Origin of the sequence: Ferruginivarius sediminum (genome assembly GCF_003344765.1) — a bacterium.
Classification (GTDB): Bacteria; Pseudomonadota; Alphaproteobacteria; order Kiloniellales; family Rhodovibrionaceae; genus Ferruginivarius; species Ferruginivarius sediminum.
On sequence record NZ_QPMH01000018.1, the window covers coordinates 23,137 to 41,197 of the forward strand.

Genomic DNA, 18,061 nt, shown 5'->3' on the forward strand with positions numbered 1-18,061 from the left:
GCCAAAGAGGCGGATAGATTCGGGGAGTTCCATGACGATCCAGGGAACGCTGCTGCTTGTCGGCGGCGGCAAGATGGGGGGCGCGCTGCTGGAAGGTTGGCTGGCGCGCGGGGTCGAGGCATCTTCGGTCCACGTCGTCGAGCCGGGCGAAGAGGCCCGGAAGGTACTGGCGGCGCACGGCGTCAACGCGGTCGCCGCGGCGGAGGAACTGCCGGCGGAGCTGCGCCCCGGCGTGGTCATCCTGGCCGTGAAGCCGCAGGTGATGGACAAGGTCGTGCCCGATTACCGGCGGTTCGTGGCGCCGGACACCGTGTTCCTCTCCATCGCCGCCGGGCGCACCATCGCCTCCTTCGAGGCGATCCTGGGCAGCGGCGCGGCGGTCGTGCGCTCGATCCCGAACACGCCGTCGGCGGTGGGGCGCGGCGTCACCGTGCTTTGCGCAAATGCCAATGTCGGCGCCGAACAGAAAGACGCCTGCGACGAGCTGCTGCGCGGTGTCGGAGAAACCGGCTGGGTCGAGGACGAGTCGCTGATCGACGCGGTGACCGCCGTTTCCGGCAGCGGCCCGGCCTATGTCTTCTACATGATCGAATGCCTGGCCGCCGCCGGCATCGATGCTGGCTTGCCGGAAGACCTTGCCACGCGGATTGCAAGCGCCACCGTATCCGGGGCCGGTGAGTTGGCGCGTCGAAGCGGGGAGCCGGCCGCCCAGCTTCGCCGGAACGTCACCAGTCCCGGCGGCACCACCGAGGCCGCCCTGAACGTGCTGATGGCGGACGACGGCTTGGAGCCGCTGATGAGGAAGGCTGTCGCCGCCGCCGCGCGCCGAAGCCGCGAGCTTGCGGGCTAGGCGCACGATGACGGCTCCATTGAAATTGAAGGGTAGCGTCAAGCGCGTCCATGATGCGCTGGTGGCAGCTGGCTACCAGGCGGAGATCGTGCGTTTCGGTGACAGCGCGCGCACCTCCGAGGAAGCGGCAGCGGCGGTCGGCTGCGAACTGGCGCAGATTGGCAAGTCGCTTGTGTTCCGCACGGAGAACGGTGACCGCCCCGTCCTTGTCATTGCAAGCGGCGCCAACCGCGTCGACCCCGATCGGGTCGCCGACGCGCTGGGCGAAGCGATTGCGAGAGCGGACGCCGGTTACGTCCGGACCAAGACCGGCTTCGCCATAGGCGGCGTGGCGCCGCTCGGCCATAAGGAGCAGCCGCTCACCGTCATCGACGCCGACCTCCTCGGCTTCTCCGAAATCTGGGCGGCTGCGGGCGCGCCGGATGCCGTGTTCCGGCTGGATCCGGCCCACCTGGAGACGATGACCGGCGGCACGGTGGCGGACGTGAAGCTGGACTGAGCCTGCCGGTGGCATCATCCTCGTCATGCTCTAAGTCTCGAAGCGAGGCATGACTGCACGGCAACGGAACAACTGCGATGACCCAAGCACAGCACTCGGGCGGAAACGGCACTGGCATCGACACGGACCGCGTGATCGATGCGGCAATGGAACTCGCTGCCCAAAAGGGCTGGGAGCAGGTCTCCCTGCTCGACATCGCCCAGAAAGCGGGCGTGCCGCTGTCGAGGCTGTATGGCCGCTTCCCCGGCAAGCAGGAAGTCCTGGCGGCCTTCTCGCACCGCGTCGACGAGGCGGTGCTGGCGGAGCAGGCCGGCGAGGATCTGGAAGAACCAGCCCGCGACCGCCTGTTCGACATCCTGATGCTGCGCTTCGATCATCTGCAGCCCCATCGCGAGTCGATCCGCAACATTCTCGATGCCTATCGGCGCGACCCGTTACTGGCTCTTGGCGGGCTGCGGCAGCTTCACCGCTCGATGCGCTGGATGCTCGAAGCCGCAAACCTCAGTAGCTCCGGGTTGCGGGGCGAACTTCGGGTCGAGGCCCTGTGCGCCATATACGCCGCGACGCTGCGCACATGGCTGGAGGACGACAGCGCAGACATGGCCAAGACGATGGCCTCGCTCGATGGATTATTGCGGCGCATCGAACGGCCCGCAGCCGTGCTGGAGGGACTGCGCCCCGCTCGCCGGGAAAGCCACGGCACCGCGCCGCACGACGCTTGACACCTCGGTTCAGGCTCGTGCGTACCCGGACGCTCTCCTTCCGGTCGCGTTTTGTGCACCGCAAAAACTTCTCTTGACACAGAGCCCTCTTGGTCTCACATACGGTTCAGCGTTGTGCACCGCAGCATGACGCGGGACTGCCAATGCGAGGAGGAATGCATCATGGCGACCAAGACCGGCAATCCGTTCCTGGATCAGGACTTCAGCAACATCTTCGACTTCAAGCGTTACGCCGACCAGTTCCAGGTTCCTGGCCTGGACAGCAAGGCGCTGATCGAAGCGCAGCGTAAGAACATCGAGGCCATCACACAGGCCAATCGCGTCGCGTTCGAGGGCATGCAGGCCGTCGCTCAGCGCCAGGGTGAGATCCTCCGCCAGGCGATGGACGAGTCCGTGAAGGCGATGCAGGACGTCGGCACGGCCAACGCGCCGGAGGACCGCGTCTCCAAGCAGACCGAGATCGCGAAGAACGCGTTCGAGACCGCGATCAAGAACATGCGCGAACTCGCCGAGATGAGCGCGAAGTCGCAGACCGAGGCGCTTGACCTGATCAACACCCGTGTGACCGAGGGCTTCGACGAGATTCGCAACAGTGTCGCGCAGGCGACCAAGGAGGCCCAGAAGGCCGCCACTGCGAAGAGCGCCTGATCTCGCGAGCCTCGCGGGACGCGGCATATAGCCGGTCCGTACACGCTGTTCCAAAGGACCGCCGGCTGATGGTGCCGGCGGTCCTTTTCGTGTCGCGAGACAGCCAACGCCATAGGGCACCGGCTTGTCGTTCGTGAGCGGTGATGCTAGAGCCTCCCCCGCAGCTTGAGACCGGGGGAGCCATGCCTGAACGCAAGTCTGAGATATCCTTCGCGGATTTCCAGAAGATCGACATCCGGGTCGGCACCATTGTGCGTGTCGAGGATTTCCCGGAAGCCCGCCGCCCCGCCTTCAAGCTCTGGGTCGATTTCGGCCCCGAGATCGGCACCCGAAAGACATCGGCCCAGATCACCAAGCATTACGCGCGACCCGGCCTCCTGGGCCGTCAGGTTGCCGCCGTGGTCAACTTCCCGCCCAAGCAGGTCGGCAAGTTCATGTCCGAGGTGTTGGTCCTGGGCTTCCCCGACCCGGACGGGGAGGTGGTCTTGATTTCGCCGGAGCGGCCGGTCCCGAACGGCGGTGTGCTTTATTGAATCGCGGCAAGCGCGCCGCTTGATTGGTGCTAATCGGCCATAAGGACATAGCCCGTGCCCCGCACCGTGCGCAGATAGCGGGGGTACTTGGGATCGTCCTCGATCTTCCGGCGTAGCCGCGTCATCTGCACGTCGATGGTCCGCCGGCCGCCCTCTATCCCGCTTGCATCGCAAAGCGCCTCGCGCGTCAAGGCCACCCCCGGCTGCCGCGCCAGGGCGGCAAGCAAGGCCGTCTCGGCCTCGGTCAGGCGCACGGCCTTCGGGCCCATTCGAAGTTCCGCGCGAGCGACGTCGAATTCGTAGCCGCCAAAGGCCACCACCGACGGGTCGACCTCTCGCTGCGGCACGCGGCGCAGGATGGCGTTGATCCGCAACACCAGCTCGCGCGGCTCGAACGGCTTGGCGAGATAGTCGTCGGCGCCCCGGCTCAACCCCTCGATCCGATCGTCGGCCTCGGTCATCGCCGTCAGAAGCAGGATTGGCACGCCGTTATTGCGCCGCAGCGACTCGGTCAGATCAAGGCCACTCTCGCCCGGCATCATGATGTCGAGAACCAGCAGATCGAAGGTCAGCGCCCGCAGCTTGTCGCGGGCGTCCGCCGCATTCTCCGCCACGGTGACGCGAAACCCCTGCTCCACCAGATAGCGCTGCAGCAGCGCGCGCAAGCGCGTGTCGTCGTCGACCACAAGGATATGTGCGGCTTCCTCGCCCTGCTGCATGACCATCACTATAGAAGCGCCATCCGGCCGCCGGCTAGCGCCGGCCGCCGCTACGCTGGCCCTCGCGCCGCTCGAAGCGCTGGCGGTCCGGCTCTTCCATGATGCCCAGCATCACCTGCCGGAAACCCTCGACAGCCTCTGCCCCCGCCTCGCGGTAGGCGCGGGCAATAAGCTGCCGCTGGTTTTCGCTCAGCTCATGCTCCAGCGCCCTGCCCTTCTCGGTCAACTCCAACCTGCGCTGGCGCCGGTCCCGTTCGCCCGGATGTTGCACGATGAAGCCCTCGCGCACGAGTTGGCTCAGCACCCGCGACAGGCTCTGCTTGGTGATCTGTAGGATCCCGAGCAGCTCGCTGACGGTGATTCCGGGATAGCGCTCGACGAAGTAGATCACCCGCCGGTGCGCGCGGCCGAAGCCGTACTTGGACAGGATCTTGTCCGGTACGGCCGTGAAATCGCGATAGGCGAAGAACAGCAATTCCATCGCCTGGCGCAGTTCCTCCTCGCGCAGGAAGAGAGGATTCGGACCTGTTTTTACGTCAGCCATGTTGACGTATATCGCTAATGATGTTACGAGCGGGCGACCGGCTTCGACAGAATGTTCCTCATCGGTTAAACTCGGTGTAACAAACCGAAGCCTTCCGGGGAATGCCCAGACGGCCGGTAAGCCGCGGACGGCTTGCAGCGCCCGCACAAGACGATACGAGGCCCACACGAGCAAGAGCGAACGGGTGCGTCATGGCAATGATCCCTTTCGACGACCGAGACGGTCACATCTGGATGAACGGTAAACTCGTGCCCTGGCGCGAGGCCAAGATTCATGTCCTTACACATGGTCTGCACTACGCGGACTGTGTTTTCGAAGGTGAGCGCGTCTATAACGGCCGCATCTTCAAGCGCGACGAACATCACCAGCGTCTGCACGACTCCGCCGAGATTCTCGGCTTCCGTATCCCCTATTCGGTGGACGAGATCAACGCCGCAGCCGAAGAAGTCTTGCACGCGAACGGGATCGCCGACGGCTATGTGCGCCCCGTCGCCTGGCGCGGCAGCGAGATGATGGGCGTCTCCGCGCAGCAGAACTCGGTCAATGTCGCCATCGCCGCCTGGGAGTGGCCGTCGTATTTCACGCCCGAGGCGCGCATGCAGGGCATCCGCATGAAGACCGCGCCCTGGCGCCGCCCGGCGCCCGATACCGCGCCGGTGAAATCCAAGGCGGCCGGCCTTTACATGATCTGCACCATGTCGAAGCATCAGGTCGAGGCCGAGGGCTATAACGACGCGCTGATGCTGGACTACCGCGGCCGGATCGCCGAGGCGACCGGCGCGAATATCTTCCTGGTCCAGAACGGCGAACTTCACACGCCGGTTCCGGACTGCTTTTTGGACGGTATAACCCGGCGCACGGTCATCGACCTCGCCCGCCAGCACGGCTATACGGTCCACGAGCGCGCCATCATGCCCGAAGAGCTTGCGAAGACGGACGAGGTCTTCATCTCCGGCACCGCCGTCGAAGTAACGCCGGTGCGCGAGATCGACGAGCACACCTTCACCGTCGGCGAGATCACCCGCAATTTGCTGACCGCCTACGACGAGCTGGTTCAGCGCGGCGACGAGCGGGCCGCCAGCGCCTCGGCCAGCGCCGCCTGAGCCTCGCACCCGGCTCGAACGGCCTCGAAACGCAAAGCGGCGCCCATCGGGGCGCCGCTTTTTTGTTCCAGGGCATGTTATCGCGTTCGGCACCACAGCCAGCAGCAATCCAAGCCGGCTGGATCGGCGAGCCTAGCCAGCCTTACGTTTCGCCGTCTGCCCGGAGGCCTTGGCGGGTTCGTCATGGGCGAGCGCGGCCTGCGCCGCCGCCAGCCGGGCGATCGGCACGCGGAACGGCGAGCAGGATACATAGTCTAGACCCACGCCCTGGCAGAAGTCGATGGACGCCGGGTCGCCACCGTGCTCACCGCATATGCCGAGCTTGATGTCCGGGCGGGTCTTGCGGCCGCCGTCGCTTGCGATTTCGACCAGCTTGCCCACCCCCACCGGGTCCAGGGTGATGAACGGATCGTTCGCCAGGATGCCCTGCTCCTCGTAGGCCGGCAGGAAATTCGCGGCGTCGTCGCGGGACAGGCCGAAAGTGGTCTGCGTCAGGTCGTTCGTGCCGAACGAGAAGAACTCGGCGTGCTTCGCGATATGCTCCGAGGTCAGGGCGGCGCGCGGCAGTTCGATCATGGTGCCGACCAGATAGCTGATCTCGACGCCCTTCGCCTCCATCACCTCGCGCGCCACACGGTCCACGAGGCCGCGCAGGATCTCCAGTTCCTTCTCGATGGCGACCAGCGGGATCATGATTTCCGGCTCGACCGTCTCGCCCGAATCGGCCGCGACCTCGGCCGCCGCCTCGAAGATCGCCCGGGCCTGCATCTCGTAAATCTCGGGATAGGTGATGCCGAGGCGGCAACCGCGATGGCCCAGCATCGGATTCGCTTCCGCCAGCTTCAGGGCGCGCGTGCGGACCTGATCCACTGTCACCCCGGCGGCCTTGGCCACCTGCTCCATCTCCGCGTCCTCGCGCGGCAGGAACTCGTGCAACGGCGGGTCCAGCAGGCGGATGGTGACGGGCAGCCCCTTCATGATCCGGAACAGCTCGACGAAGTCCTGGCGCTGCATCGGCAGGATGCGCTCCAGCGGGCCGCGCCGACCCTCGACACTGTCCGCCAGGATCATCTCGCGCACCGCCACGATGCGGTCGGCCTCGAAAAACATATGCTCGGTGCGGCAAAGGCCGATGCCCTCGGCCCCGAACTTGACGGCGGTGCGCGCGTCCGCAGGAGTCTCGGCGTTGGTGCGCACCTTCATCGTGCGGATGCCGTCGGCCCAGCCCATCAGCGTGGCGAAATCGCCGGAAAGTTCCGGCTGCACCGTCGGCACCTCACCGCGCATCACCTCGCCGGAAGCACCGTCGATAGTGATGATATCGCCCTCGCTCAGTTCCACGTCGCGCACGCGAAGCTTGCCGGTCTTGTAGTCGATGCGCAGCTCGCCCGCGCCGGCCACGCAGGGACGGCCCATGCCGCGCGCCACCACCGCGGCGTGCGAAGTCATGCCCCCGCGCGTGGTCAGGATGCCCTCGGCGGCATGCATGCCGTGGATGTCTTCCGGCGAGGTCTCGACGCGGCAGAGAATCACCTTCTCGCCCGCGTGCGCCTGCTGCTCCGCATGGTCGGCGCTGAAGACGATCCGACCCGAGGCCGCACCCGGCGAGGCCGGCAGGCCACGTGCGATCACATCGCGCTCGGCCGTGGGGTCGAGAGTTGGGTGCAGAAGCTGATCCAGCGAGTTCGGCGTCACCCGCTGCACCGCCTCGGCCTCGCCAAGGACGCCGTCGCGCACCATGTCCACGGCAATCTTGAGCGCCGCGGAGGCCGTGCGCTTGCCGTTGCGCGTCTGCAGCATGAACAGGGTGCCGCGCTGCACGGTGAACTCGATATCCTGCATGTCGCGGTAATGCGTCTCCAGCTTCGCTCGCACATCGCAAAGCTGCTGGTAGACATCCGGCATGGTTTCTTCCATCGACGGCAGGCCGCCGCCGTTCTGCTCTCTGGAGCGTATGGTCAGCGGCTGCGGAGTGCGGATTCCGGCGACCACATCCTCGCCCTGCGCGTTGATCAGGAACTCGCCATAGAAGTCGTTGTCGCCTGTCGAGGGGTCACGCGTGAACGCCACGCCGGTGGCGCAGTCCGCGCCCATGTTGCCGAACACCATGGCCTGGACGTTGACGGCGGTGCCCCAGTTCTCGGGGATGTTGTGTAGCTTACGATAGGTGATGGCACGCTGGTTCATCCAGGAGTCGAACACGGCCGCGATGGCGCCCCAAAGCTGCTTCTCCGGCTCCTGCGGGAAGGGGATGTCGGCGTCCTCGGCCACAACGGCCTTGTACTGCTCGATGACCGCCTGCCAGTCCTCGGCCGACAGCTCGGTATCCAGCGTAACGCCCTTATCCTCCTTGAACATCTCCAGGATGTCTTCGAAGCGGTGATGCTCCACGCCCATCACCACGTCGCCGTACATCTGGATAAAACGGCGGTAGCTGTCGAACGCGAAACGCCGGTCGCCCGACTTTCGGGCCAGCCCTTCGACCGTTTCGTCATTCAGGCCGAGGTTGAGCACAGTATCCATCATGCCCGGCATCGACACCCGCGCGCCCGAGCGCACGGAAACCAGCAACGGGTTCTCCGGGTCGCCGAAGGTGGTGCCAAGCTCCGCCTCGATCTTTCGCAAGGCCTTGCTCACCTGATCCGAGAGGCCGTCGGGATAGCCGCCGTTCTGCGTGTGAAAGATGCAGACCTCGGTGGTAATGGTGAAGCCCGGCGGCACCGGCAGCGCCAGCGAGGCCATCTCGGCCAGATTCGCGCCCTTGCCGCCCAGGAGGTTCCGCATGTCGGCCCGGCCTTCCGAGCCGTTCGGGCCGAAACTGTAGACCCACTTGGTCATGGCACCCTTACCCCTCGATCTTCGAGAAATCCGCGACCTGGTTCATTACGGTCACGATGCTATGCAGAAGAGCCAGCCGATTGGCGCGCACGGCGCGGTCATCCGTGTTCACCATGACTTTTTCGAAGAAGTCGTCGATCGGCGCGCGCAGGCGGGCAAGCTCCGTCATGGCGTCCTGGAACGTTTCGCCCCGGAGCGCCTTGCCGATGGTTTCGCGAACGGCCGACAAATTCTGCCAAACCGCCTTCTCCGCCGCGTCCTGGAACAGGGCCGGATCGACGTCGCGGTAGCTGGCCTTGTCCTTCTTCTCCTCGATGCGGACGATGTTGCCGGCGCGACGATAGGCGGTCAGCAGGTTGGCGCCGTCGTCGCTCTGCAGGAAGGCGCGCAGCGCCTCGACCCGTGCCAGCAGGCGAACGAGGTCGTCTTCCGGCCCGCCTTCGGGCGCCTCCACGGCGAAGATGGCGGAGATCAGGTCGTGGCGTACGCCCCGGTCGCGCAGCACCACCTTCAGCCGATCCATCAGGAAGTCCAGCACTTCGCCGGTCAACGCCTCCTCGGCATGCGGCACATGCTCGGCCGCGCTGACGCCCCGGTCGCTGGCCTGCGCGGCGGCGGCAAGGTGGGAGCGGAATGCCTGCTGCGCATCCTCGGGCTGCAGGTGGAACGCCTCCGCCAGCACCTTTCCGAGCGGCAGCCGCAGTTCGTTCTCCACGATAAGCCGAATCACGCCCAGCGCCGCCCGGCGCAGCGCGAAGGGGTCCTTGGAGCCGGTCGGCTTCTCCCCGATGGTGAAGAAGCCGGTCAGCGTGTCCAGCTTGTCGGCCAGCGACACGGCCACCGACACCGGCGCATCGGGGCAGCGGTCGTTCGGCCCCTGCGGCGCGTAGTGGTCGGCAATCGCCTCCGCCACCTCGGGCGCCTCGCCGTCGGCCAGCGCGTAATACCGGCCCATCACGCCCTGCAGCTCGGGAAACTCGCCCACCATGCCGGTGGTCAGGTCCGCCTTGGCCAGAAGCGCGGCGGAGCGCACCTTGTCGCGGTTCGCCTCCGCGATCCAGTCGGCGATGGTGACGGCCAACGCCTCCATCCGGTCGACCTTGTGGTGCAGCGATCCGAGGCGGGCGTGGAACACCACGTCCTGGAGCGCGGAAACCCGGTCCACCAGGCTTTCCTTACGGTCCTGCTCCCAGAAGAACTGCGCGTCCGACAGCCGTGCTCGCAGCACCCGCTCGTTGCCGGCGACAATGGCGGCGCCGCCGTCCGGTGTTTCCATGTTGGAGACCAATAGGAACCGCGGGGCCAGCGATCCGTCCGCCCGCTCAAGCGCGAAATACTTCTGGTGCGTGCGCATCGAGACTGTGAGCACCTCGGGCGGCAGTTCCATGAACTGCGCGTCGATACGGCCCATCAGAACGACCGGCCACTCTGCAAGGCCAACGTTTTCCTCCAGCAGGCCGGGGTCGTCCTTGACCCGCAGGCCCTCGTCCGCCGCCAGGGTTTCGGCCCGTGCACGAATCCGCTCGCGCCGCTCGGCCGGATCGAGCACGACTTTGGCCTTTTCCAGCTTCGCGCGATAGTCCGCTGTCGAGGTAACCTCAAAGGCTGCGGGTGCGAGGAATCGGTGGCCGCGTGTCTCCCGCCCGAAGGTCAGCGTCCGGCCGCCAAGTTCCAGTTCCCCGGCAATGGGCGCCCCGTCGAACAGCGCAAGCACGCCGTGCAGCGGCCGCACATAGCGCATGCCGTAGGTCGCCCAGCGCATCGACTTCGGCCAGGACAGGCCACGCGCCAGTTCCGGCACGATGCCGGCGAGCACCTCCGTCGTCGGCCGGCCGGCCATGTGGCGGACCACGAAGTAGAAGGTGCCCTTCTCGGTCTCGCGCTGCTCGGCCTCGTCGGCCGAGGCAAGGCCGTTGGCGCGCAGGAAGCCGTCGAGTGCCTTCTGCGGCGCGCCAACCTTCGGCCCCTTCTTCTCCTCCGTCGTATCGGGCTGCTTCTCGGGCAGGCCAATGATGGAAAGCGTCAGGCGCCGGGGCGTGACGAAGCTTTCCGCCGCGTCGAAAGCGAGGCCCGCTTCGGCCAGCTTGTCGCTTGCCAGCCGCTTCAGCTCGGCGGCCGCGCGCGCCTGCATGCGCGCCGGAATCTCCTCGGAAAACAGCTCAAGCAGAAATTCAGCCACAGCGCCGCCTCATTCCTTCCGCAGGGGCCAAGGCCCCTCACCCTGTCCCTCTCCCCGCAAGCGGGGCGAGGGGACGATAATCGAAACGACCTTCGAACCCGGCTTGCTCCGGTGCGGCATGGCAGTGACAGTGCGACTGTCGTCCCCTCGCCCCCGACAGGGGGAGAGGGACAGGGTGAGGGGGTCCCGCCGGGATGCCGCCGATTCTCTCATGCCCCCTGCCCCGTCTGACTTGCCAGCCAAGCCTCGCAGCAACCCTTCGCCAAGGCGCGCACGCGGCCGATGTAGGCCTGCCGTTCCGTCACCGAGATCACGCCGCGCGCGTCCAACAGGTTGAACAGGTGACTGGCCTTCATGCACTGATCGTAGGCCGGCAGCGACAGCGGCTGTTCCAACGACAGCAAGTGGTTGCACGCGTTTTCCGCGTCCGCGAACTGGCGGAACAGCACGCTCGTGTCCGCATGCTCGAAATTGTAGGCGGAGAACTCGCGCTCGTTCTGCATGAAGACGTCGCGGTAGGTCTTGCCGCCCTGGTCCTTCGGTACGCCGTCCCAGTCCAGGTCGAAGATGTTCTCCACGCCCTGCACGTACATCGCCAGGCGCTCCAGCCCGTAGGTCAATTCCACCGACACCGGGTCGCAGTCGATGCCGCCGACCTGCTGGAAATAGGTGAACTGCGTCACCTCCATGCCATCGCACCAGACCTCCCAGCCAAGGCCCCAGGCGCCCAGCGTCGGGCTCTCCCAGTCGTCCTCGACGAAGCGGATGTCATGGCGCATCGGATCGATGCCGATGGCTTCCAGCGAGCCGAGATAGAGATCCTGGCAGTTCTCCGGCGACGGCTTCATCAGCACCTGGAACTGGTAATAGTGCTGCACCCGGTTCGGGTTGTCGCCGTAACGGCCGTCGGTGGGCCGGCGCGACGGCTGCACATAGGCGCAGTTCCACGTCTCCAGCCCCAGGGCGCGGAGGGTCGTCGCGGGATGGAAGGTACCTGCCCCGACTTCCATGTCGTATGGCTGCAACAGCACGCAGCCACGACTCGCCCAGTAGTCCTGAAGCGTCAGGATCAGGCGCTGGAAGCAGGTTTCCGGATTGTTGCGGACGGCGCGAGCGTCGTCTGGCATGGCCACCCTGCCAAGCCTCTCACTATTGTTGCAGCGCGGGAACGGGCGCGAAACTTAGCGGCCAGCGGCCGGGGAATCAACGGGCGGTCGACGGGAATCGGCGGCTTTACCGCACAACGCGGCGTAACGCCCCCTGCGGAGCCACCTCCGGAGAGGTCAGTAGGGGCAGTCGGGACGCCCGCAGTTGCGCGCGCCCTTCGCGGCGACATAGGCCTTGCAGGTGGGGCACTGCACCATGTCCTCCGCGCCCTCGCCGGGCGCGGGCGCCGGCCCGGCGGTCGGATCGCCGCGCTGGCGGCGGTCGATGCGGTCGCGCGCACGGGCGCGCTCCTCCCGCTGGTACTGCAGGCGCGACATGTACTTGAAGCCGTACCAGACCGCCGCGATGACGACGACGAGGACGACAAGCTTGCCGAACGAGAACCCGAACATGGCCGTCATTTAGAGGCCGGCACGGCCAACCGTCAAGCGAACCGGCAGCACTGCCGCACCTGGAACGCGGGAATCTACAGGCCGAAGCGACTCCACAGCGCCCGCTCCTCCAGGGCCGCGAGTACATCACCTGCCCAGCCCTCCGGCAGCGCACCGCCGTGAATCGCCGTACCGAAGCGCAGCTTGCGGCGCAACCAGCCCCGGCGCGGCTGCACGGGACGCAGCCGGACCTTGTCGCCATAGATGCCGCGCAGCGTGTGCCGCGCCTCGCCGATGGCATCCACCAGTCCAAGCTCGAACGCGCGGCGGCCGGTCCAGAACTCGCCACTGAACAGCGTGTCGCCGTCGGCCTTCAGGCGCTTGCCACGCCGCGCGCGCACCATCGCCTTGAAGTCGTCGTGCACCTCGGCCTGGATAGCCTCCAGGCGGGAAACGTCGTCAGGATCCTCTTCCCTGAAAGGATCCAGTATCACCTTCTTTTCGCCGCTGGCATGCACGCGGCGTTCGATGCCATAGCGCTGGATCAGGTCCTGAAAGCCGAATCCGGCACTGACCACGCCGATGGAGCCGACGATGGAACTCTGCGCCGCGTAGATCTCGTCCGCCGCGCAGGCCAGCCAGTAGCCGCCGGAGGCCGCCACGTCCTCGCAGAAGGCATAGACCTTCACGTTCTTCTCGTCCGCAAGGTCGCGGATGCGCTGGGCGATCAGCGCCGACTGCACCGGCGAGCCGCCGGGCGAATTCACGATCAGCGCGACGGCCGACAGGTTCGGCAGCTTGAAGGCGTGCTCGATCGGCTCGGCGAGGCTTTCCAGCGACATTCCGCTGCGCAAGGGGCCGACGTGACCTATTGGCCCGGCCAGGCGCAGGACGGAAACGACGGGTGGCCGCTCGATGCGGTTGAGCAGCGGCAGCCGGAACAGGGACTCGGTTAGCTTCATGGCTGTTAGATGGCCCATACCCAGGGGGCTTGCCAAGCCTCGACCGTCAGTCCAGGCCGCCTTTCATAGCGTCAGGGGCGTTTCGCCGCGCAGCACGGCTTCGGCGGGCTGCGTGAAACCGCCGCCGGCCACGTGCAGGGTCAGGCCGGCGGCCATCCGCGTCGGTGTCTTGATGTCCTTGCGGGCCTGCACCAGAACCCGCTTCGCATCCTTTCCCGGCATCGGCCAAAGCGGAAACACGACGATTGCCCCTGCCTGGCCCGTCAACGCCGCGAGAAGCCGGTCCAGACGGTCGGCGCGATGGATGAAGGTGATCGTCCCGCGCGGCCGGCACAATGCCAGCGCCGCCGCAACCCAATTCGCCAGCCGTGCCGCGCCCTCCACATTGGCGATGGCGCGGCTGTGATTGTCGGGCCGTCGCGCCGACTCGGCGGAAAGATAGGGCGGATTGGCCATGACGTGATCGAAGCCCGCACCATCAGCCTTCAATGGCGGCGTCAGCAGGTCGCCGGCAACGACACTGAAGTGGCTGGCGGCGCCGTTCGCCTCGGCGTTGGACGCGGCGAGCGCAGCGAGATCCGGCTGGATTTCCAGGCCCAGCACCCGCGCTTCCGGCTGACGCGCCAGGAGGCAGAGCGCGGCCGCCCCCACCCCGCAGCCCAGGTCCAGCACACTTTCGCCCGCACGCACTGGAACGGCCGCAGCCAGCAACACGGGATCGATGGCAACGCGATAGCCGTCGACCGGCTGGCGCATGCGCACCCGCCCGCCAAGCAGTGCGTCCTCGCGCACCGGGCCGATGTGGCGGAGACCTGTCACGCGCCGTGCTCCTCCCCGGCGTCTTCGAGAACTTGCCGCGCGCGGCTCAGGTCGTCCTCCGCCACGCAGAGCCGGCGCGGAATCGCCCCGATCGAGCCCTCGATGATCGAGGTGTGGGCATCCAGGATCAGGGTCTCTATCCCGGCATCGGCCAGAAGGGCCTGCAGCCAGGACAGGCGAACCACATCGTTGGTGCGCAGCAATTCACGCATGGGGATCGGGTTTCCTCTTCGATGCTCACTCGGGCTTGACCCCTTCATGGCGACTTCTATGCTCCCGTAGCCGCCGCGGATGTTTCGCCCCACTTGTCTATATGGTAACCGCGGTACGTGATCCGACGCACGAGGGAGACGACGCACGTGGCCTTGGCCGCAGACGCAAGCCGGACGACGAAGCAAGGCAAGGATGAGGGCGTGGCCCCGCTGCAGCGGTTGGTGGCCGACGACCTGAAGCGTGTCAACGGCGTCATTCTGGACAACATGCAGTCACCGGTCGCGCTGATCCCGCAACTGGCCGGTCATATCATCGCCGCCGGCGGCAAGCGACTGCGACCGCTGCTGACGCTGGCCTCGGCAAAGATATGCGGCTACGAGGGCGACCGGCATGTCGGCCTGGCCGCCTGCGTCGAGTTCATCCACACGGCGACGCTGTTGCACGACGACGTGGTCGACGGCAGCGACCTGCGGCGCGGCCTTGAAACGGCGAACTCGCTTTGGGGCAACAAGGCCAGCGTCCTTGTCGGCGACTTCCTGTTCTCCCGCGCCTTCCAGCTCATGGTCGCGGACGGCTCCCTCAAGGTGCTGAAAATCCTCTCCGACGCCTCGGCCATCATCGCCGAGGGCGAGGTGCATCAGCTTCTCACCTCCAATGACACCGAGACCGGCGAAAGCGATTATCTTGAGGTGATCGAGGCGAAGACCGCCGCCCTGTTCGCCGCCGCCTGCCGCGTCGGCGCCGTCGTGGCGGAGCGCAGCGAGGAAGAGGAGCTTGCCCTGGAACGCTTCGGCAAGGGCCTGGGAATCGCTTTCCAGCTTGTCGACGACGTGCTGGACTATTCGGCGGAGCAGCAGGCGCTGGGCAAGACTGTCGGCGACGACTTCCGCGACGGCAAGATTACTCTGCCGATCGTGCTGGCCTACCGGCGCGGCGACGAGACGGAACGCGCATTCTGGCGGCGCTGCCTGGAGGACATGGACCAGCGCGAGGACGATCTGCCGCACGCGATGGAGCTTCTTAACAAGCGCGATTGCCTCAGCGACAGCCTGAAGCGCGCCAGCGACTACGCCAGTGACGCACGCGAAGCAATGTCGATGTTCCCCGATGGCCCGGTCAAGCAGACGCTGATCGACGCGCTGGAGTTTTCCGTGGCGCGGGCGTATTGAGCGACACCCTTCTCGGGCCGACTGCGGCCGTCCGCTACGGGCGCGGCGCCACCAGCTTCGGCGCATAGGCGGCGACGAAGACGGCGAAGGCCGCGACCCACGCCGCACCGGCCGCGGCGTGTAGGACGCTCGCCGCGCTTGGCGCAAGGGCACCCGCAATCCGCAGCACCGCCGCGGCGATGACAAGCACGTAACTGACCGTCGTCGCCATATCGGCCGTCAAGGCACGGCCCGTGTGGCCGAGTGATGTCCGTGTCATCACCGCCAGTGTCATCGCTCCCATGGCCCCGGCCGTCATCGCGTGCAGCGCCGCGCTCGCCGGAACCTCCGCCGAAAAGCTGGCCGCCGCCATCAACGCGAAGCCGAGCGGCAGCCACGCATAGCCCAGGTGAAGAATCAGAAGCAGCGGCTCTCGCCAAGTCGGCAGTCCGCGCCAACGCGACAGCCGCCACGCGTTTGCCAGCGCGGCAGCGCCCGCAAGCACACCTGTGAGGCCTGACGACGGCGCGGCCGTCCACGAGAGTGCCGCGGCCAGCGTGATCAGCAGCGCCGCCTGGTCTCCATGGCCGTACTTCGCCGGATGCCTGTCGTGGCCGCGCTTGACCAGCCAGTTGCGCGTGAAACTGGGAACGATCCGCCCGCCGATAAGAGCGATCAGAACCACGAACATGGCGACGCTGAGCCGCAGGCCGATACGCGGATCGAAGCCGAAGGCCGCGCTCGCGTGGACGGTGACGTTCGCCACCAGCAACAGCGTCAGGGCGCCCAGGATCGGCAGGTTACGCCAGTTCCGCCCCGCCACGATCTCCCGTCCCATGACGGCAAGCAGGCAAGCCAGGAAGGCAAGGTCGGCGACCGCCACAACCGTTGTTGGCAGCGCCCCGCCCAGCGCCATCGCCAACCGGCCCACGCCCCAAATCACTGTCAGCGCCGCAAGTGCACGACCCTGCAGCGGCATACGCCCTGTCCAGTTCGGCACCGCCGTCATAAGGAAGCCGGCGAGCGCCGCAACCAGATAGCCGAAGATCATCTCATGGCCGTGCCACAACACGCCGGGCATGGCGAGCGGCAGCGGCCAGCCGCCCAGCAGCCATCCGATCCAGAGCAGAACCGCAAGCGCAGACCACACGCCGGCAACCAGGAAAAACGGCCGGAACCCCTGCGACAGCAGGGACGGGCCGCTGAACGTCCGGTATCGTGGGATTGCCGCGCCTTGCCGAGCCATGATGGGCGCCAGATTGCCAGGATCGAGGCGCTATGGACAGTCCCCGCGGGCCGGAACGCCAATTGCGGGACCGGCTCCGCCTAGAAGCGAATTTCCGTGAGCAGCCCCACAAGCAACATGGGCCACGAAAGCCCTACCTCCAGCGCGCGGAGGGCCAAGGTGTCCACCCCCCAGCCCTCGGAGTAGAGGGTGACTGCCTGGCCCAAAGCCGTCAGAACCACACCAACCGCGTAAATCGAGGCGGTTCCGAAGAAAACCATGCGCATCGCGCGTCCTCCGCACCTTGGCGGGCCGATCCAAACCTATCCCGTCCGGTCGAGATGCCGCGTCTCGGCCTCGGCGATGTTGAGCAGCACAAAGTCGGCCGGATCCGTGCGGCTGCCGCACGGCAGGACGCGCGCCGTCAGCGCCTTCTGCCCGGCTCCCAGCGCGAAGTTTTCCGTCGTTTCCAGCGGTGCGGCGTCGCGCGCTGCCTGCCGCGCCAGATCGAGCACCCAGGTCGAGAGCTGGGAGAAGCGGTCGCCGGCGAAGGGATGCCCCGCCGCTTCGCCTTCACCGCTCCCCGGTTCAGGCGCATAAACCCGCAGGATATCGACAAGGCCATCCCGGGCCACGCGGATCAGCAGCGTGTTGGGCCAGTTGGCGGCAATCGTCCCCGCGTCGAGATCCTCGATTTCGGGATGTCGCCCATGGCCGACACGGCGCCAGTATCGCTTCAGTTCGCGAATGTCCGCCGGCGTCCGCGGAGCAGCCGGTGAGTCGGCCTCGGCCGATTTGTGTGCCTCGACGCGCGGCGCCCGCCGCGACTCCGGCGCGGCCGCGTCCTCCGCCGGTTCCGGCGACCCGGCGGGCTCGTCGCCTTGCGTCAGGAACCGCGAGGTATCGACGATATCATCCGGCGGTGGCGGCGACTCTTCACGCAGCGCGGGCGGCACCTCCGCGGCGTCGGCGATGGAGGCCACGCTTTCATCGTGCCGGTTGGCGACGCCGCCATCGCTTCGCGGCTCCGCATGTTGACGGCGACGCCGCGCACCCTGGTCCTTGAAGAGTGGAACGGTCAGAAGCGACGCCGCTGGCTTGCCCGCCGCCGGCGTCTCGGGCTTGCCCTGCCCCGGTGTCGTCATGACGCCCGATCCTCCTCATCCAGTTGGCAGCCGTTCCGGCATGCCTCGGCACCCTCTCGAAAGCAAGCGCAGCCCAGACGCAACCCGGAGAGATGCTCATCGAGCGCGGCGATCAGCAAATCCTGCAACGAACAGTCGAGGTGCGCGGCCGCCAAGCGTAGCCGGCGATGGCGCTCGGGGTCGAGCCGCAATGAAATTCGCGCCCGCTCGCCGCCGGCGGCGGGAGGTTCCTGCGGCGGCGCCACCCGCAGGGGCGCGCGGGACGGTAACGAAGTCTCGACACCCGCGCCACGCGGAACGGCGGCCGACGGGCGCGCTGTGCCCTTACGGGCCAGAAGCTGGCCGGATAGCGAAGCAACCGTCATCTCGCCCTCGC

Annotated in this window: 20 protein-coding genes; 7 read left to right on the forward strand and 13 right to left on the reverse strand. The window is 66.9% G+C overall.

The window, feature by feature from the left end:
* The first annotated feature begins 31 nt into the window (after positions 1 to 31).
* The 5 genes from proC (at position 32) to DRB17_RS15620 (ending at position 3,252) form a co-directional block, all read left to right on the forward strand.
* Positions 32 to 850, forward strand: coding sequence for a pyrroline-5-carboxylate reductase (proC, locus tag DRB17_RS15600; protein ID WP_114583155.1), 819 nt, complete (start codon positions 32 to 34; stop codon positions 848 to 850).
* A 7-nt stretch (positions 851 to 857) separates the two neighbouring features.
* Entirely contained in the window at positions 858 to 1,349 is a 492-nt protein-coding gene (locus tag DRB17_RS15605) for a YbaK/EbsC family protein (protein ID WP_114583156.1), read from the forward strand.
* A 77-nt stretch (positions 1,350 to 1,426) separates the two neighbouring features.
* A complete protein-coding gene (locus tag DRB17_RS15610; protein WP_114583157.1) occupies positions 1,427 to 2,071 on the forward strand; it encodes a TetR/AcrR family transcriptional regulator in 645 nt (214 codons plus the stop codon).
* 162 nt (positions 2,072 to 2,233) lie between these two features.
* Entirely contained in the window at positions 2,234 to 2,719 is a 486-nt protein-coding gene (locus DRB17_RS15615) for a phasin family protein (RefSeq protein ID WP_114583202.1), read from the forward strand.
* A 182-nt stretch (positions 2,720 to 2,901) separates the two neighbouring features.
* Positions 2,902 to 3,252, forward strand: coding sequence for a tRNA-binding protein (locus DRB17_RS15620; RefSeq protein WP_114583158.1), 351 nt, complete (start codon positions 2,902 to 2,904; stop codon positions 3,250 to 3,252).
* 29 nt (positions 3,253 to 3,281) lie between these two features.
* On the opposite strand, the gene DRB17_RS15625 is transcribed toward DRB17_RS15620, so the two are convergent.
* Together DRB17_RS15625 and DRB17_RS15630 are read right to left on the reverse strand one after the other, a co-directional pair.
* Complete coding sequence (locus DRB17_RS15625; protein ID WP_114583159.1) at positions 3,282 to 3,977, reverse strand: response regulator; 696 nt, start codon at positions 3,975 to 3,977, stop codon at positions 3,282 to 3,284.
* Between the two features lie 28 nt (positions 3,978 to 4,005).
* A complete protein-coding gene (locus DRB17_RS15630; protein ID WP_114583160.1) occupies positions 4,006 to 4,515 on the reverse strand; it encodes a MarR family winged helix-turn-helix transcriptional regulator in 510 nt (169 codons plus the stop codon).
* Between the two features lie 191 nt (positions 4,516 to 4,706).
* Here DRB17_RS15630 and DRB17_RS15635 point away from each other — a divergent pair, with 191 nt between their 5' ends.
* On the forward strand, positions 4,707 to 5,618 hold the full coding sequence (locus DRB17_RS15635) for a branched-chain amino acid aminotransferase (protein WP_114583161.1): 912 nt from the start codon (positions 4,707 to 4,709) through the stop codon (positions 5,616 to 5,618).
* A gap of 132 nt (positions 5,619 to 5,750) precedes the next feature.
* Here DRB17_RS15635 and ppdK read toward each other — a convergent pair whose 3' ends face one another.
* The 7 genes from ppdK to DRB17_RS15670 all read right to left on the reverse strand — a co-directional run bounded on the left by ppdK (position 5,751) and on the right by DRB17_RS15670 (position 14,166).
* On the reverse strand, positions 5,751 to 8,456 hold the full coding sequence (ppdK, locus tag DRB17_RS15640) for a pyruvate, phosphate dikinase (protein WP_114583162.1): 2,706 nt from the start codon (positions 8,454 to 8,456) through the stop codon (positions 5,751 to 5,753).
* Positions 8,457 to 8,463: 7 nt separating this feature from the next.
* Entirely contained in the window at positions 8,464 to 10,635 is a 2,172-nt protein-coding gene (gene glyS, locus DRB17_RS15645; RefSeq protein WP_114583163.1) for a glycine--tRNA ligase subunit beta, read from the reverse strand.
* A gap of 209 nt (positions 10,636 to 10,844) precedes the next feature.
* Positions 10,845 to 11,762 (reverse strand): glycine--tRNA ligase subunit alpha, encoded by a 918-nt coding sequence (locus tag DRB17_RS15650; RefSeq protein ID WP_114583164.1) that lies wholly within the window; start codon positions 11,760 to 11,762, stop codon positions 10,845 to 10,847.
* Positions 11,763 to 11,918: 156 nt separating this feature from the next.
* Entirely contained in the window at positions 11,919 to 12,203 is a 285-nt protein-coding gene (locus DRB17_RS15655) for a hypothetical protein (RefSeq protein ID WP_114583165.1), read from the reverse strand.
* Between the two features lie 65 nt (positions 12,204 to 12,268).
* On the reverse strand, positions 12,269 to 13,135 hold the full coding sequence (locus DRB17_RS15660) for a S49 family peptidase (protein WP_114583166.1): 867 nt from the start codon (positions 13,133 to 13,135) through the stop codon (positions 12,269 to 12,271).
* 63 nt (positions 13,136 to 13,198) lie between these two features.
* Complete coding sequence (locus tag DRB17_RS15665) at positions 13,199 to 13,954, reverse strand: tRNA1(Val) (adenine(37)-N6)-methyltransferase (RefSeq protein ID WP_241503863.1); 756 nt, start codon at positions 13,952 to 13,954, stop codon at positions 13,199 to 13,201.
* A complete protein-coding gene (locus tag DRB17_RS15670; RefSeq protein WP_114583167.1) occupies positions 13,951 to 14,166 on the reverse strand; it encodes a putative signal transducing protein in 216 nt (71 codons plus the stop codon). Before DRB17_RS15670 ends, DRB17_RS15665 begins: the two co-directional genes overlap by 4 nt.
* Positions 14,167 to 14,319: 153 nt before the next feature.
* On the opposite strand from DRB17_RS15670, the gene DRB17_RS15675 reads away from it, so the two are divergent.
* The gene (locus DRB17_RS15675) at positions 14,320 to 15,336 is read left to right on the forward strand and encodes a polyprenyl synthetase family protein (protein ID WP_421779072.1); all 1,017 of its coding nucleotides are present in this window, start codon (positions 14,320 to 14,322) and stop codon (positions 15,334 to 15,336) included.
* A gap of 34 nt (positions 15,337 to 15,370) precedes the next feature.
* On the opposite strand, the gene DRB17_RS15680 is transcribed toward DRB17_RS15675, so the two are convergent.
* The 4 genes from DRB17_RS15680 to DRB17_RS20005 form a co-directional block, all read right to left on the reverse strand.
* Positions 15,371 to 16,561 (reverse strand): NnrS family protein, encoded by a 1,191-nt coding sequence (locus DRB17_RS15680; protein ID WP_114583168.1) that lies wholly within the window; start codon positions 16,559 to 16,561, stop codon positions 15,371 to 15,373.
* A gap of 80 nt (positions 16,562 to 16,641) precedes the next feature.
* Positions 16,642 to 16,827, reverse strand: a complete 186-nt coding sequence (locus tag DRB17_RS15685; RefSeq protein WP_114583169.1) for a hypothetical protein — start codon at positions 16,825 to 16,827, stop codon at positions 16,642 to 16,644.
* Between the two features lie 36 nt (positions 16,828 to 16,863).
* On the reverse strand, positions 16,864 to 17,685 hold the full coding sequence (locus tag DRB17_RS15690) for a hypothetical protein (protein WP_114583170.1): 822 nt from the start codon (positions 17,683 to 17,685) through the stop codon (positions 16,864 to 16,866).
* Positions 17,682 to 18,050, reverse strand: a complete 369-nt coding sequence (locus tag DRB17_RS20005) for a hypothetical protein (RefSeq protein WP_147274928.1) — start codon at positions 18,048 to 18,050, stop codon at positions 17,682 to 17,684. The genes DRB17_RS15690 and DRB17_RS20005 overlap by 4 nt, the downstream gene beginning before the upstream one ends.
* Between the last annotated feature and the right edge of the window lie 11 nt (positions 18,051 to 18,061).

What these genes read in the sequence shown, in the direction of transcription:
- DRB17_RS15680 (WP_114583168.1), bottom strand. Translation starts at nt 16,561, where the DNA reads ATGGCTCGGCAAGGCGCGGCAATCCCACGATACCGGACGTTCAGCGGC.
- DRB17_RS15655 (WP_114583165.1), bottom strand. Translation starts at nt 12,203, where the DNA reads ATGACGGCCATGTTCGGGTTCTCGTTCGGCAAGCTTGTCGTCCTCGTC.
- DRB17_RS15630 (WP_114583160.1), bottom strand. Translation starts at nt 4,515, where the DNA reads ATGGCTGACGTAAAAACAGGTCCGAATCCTCTCTTCCTGCGCGAGGAG.
- DRB17_RS15660 (WP_114583166.1), bottom strand. Translation starts at nt 13,135, where the DNA reads ATGAAGCTAACCGAGTCCCTGTTCCGGCTGCCGCTGCTCAACCGCATC.
- ppdK (WP_114583162.1), bottom strand. Translation starts at nt 8,456, where the DNA reads ATGACCAAGTGGGTCTACAGTTTCGGCCCGAACGGCTCGGAAGGCCGG.
- DRB17_RS15670 (WP_114583167.1), bottom strand. Translation starts at nt 14,166, where the DNA reads ATGCGTGAATTGCTGCGCACCAACGATGTGGTTCGCCTGTCCTGGCTG.
- DRB17_RS15625 (WP_114583159.1), bottom strand. Translation starts at nt 3,977, where the DNA reads ATGGTCATGCAGCAGGGCGAGGAAGCCGCACATATCCTTGTGGTCGAC.
- DRB17_RS15650 (WP_114583164.1), bottom strand. Translation starts at nt 11,762, where the DNA reads ATGCCAGACGACGCTCGCGCCGTCCGCAACAATCCGGAAACCTGCTTC.
- DRB17_RS15635 (WP_114583161.1), top strand. Translation starts at nt 4,707, where the DNA reads ATGGCAATGATCCCTTTCGACGACCGAGACGGTCACATCTGGATGAAC.
- DRB17_RS15610 (WP_114583157.1), top strand. Translation starts at nt 1,427, where the DNA reads ATGACCCAAGCACAGCACTCGGGCGGAAACGGCACTGGCATCGACACG.
- DRB17_RS15690 (WP_114583170.1), bottom strand. Translation starts at nt 17,685, where the DNA reads ATGACGACACCGGGGCAGGGCAAGCCCGAGACGCCGGCGGCGGGCAAG.
- DRB17_RS15620 (WP_114583158.1), top strand. Translation starts at nt 2,902, where the DNA reads ATGCCTGAACGCAAGTCTGAGATATCCTTCGCGGATTTCCAGAAGATC.
- DRB17_RS15685 (WP_114583169.1), bottom strand. Translation starts at nt 16,827, where the DNA reads ATGCGCATGGTTTTCTTCGGAACCGCCTCGATTTACGCGGTTGGTGTG.
- DRB17_RS15605 (WP_114583156.1), top strand. Translation starts at nt 858, where the DNA reads ATGACGGCTCCATTGAAATTGAAGGGTAGCGTCAAGCGCGTCCATGAT.
- proC (WP_114583155.1), top strand. Translation starts at nt 32, where the DNA reads ATGACGATCCAGGGAACGCTGCTGCTTGTCGGCGGCGGCAAGATGGGG.
- DRB17_RS15615 (WP_114583202.1), top strand. Translation starts at nt 2,234, where the DNA reads ATGGCGACCAAGACCGGCAATCCGTTCCTGGATCAGGACTTCAGCAAC.
- DRB17_RS20005 (WP_147274928.1), bottom strand. Translation starts at nt 18,050, where the DNA reads ATGACGGTTGCTTCGCTATCCGGCCAGCTTCTGGCCCGTAAGGGCACA.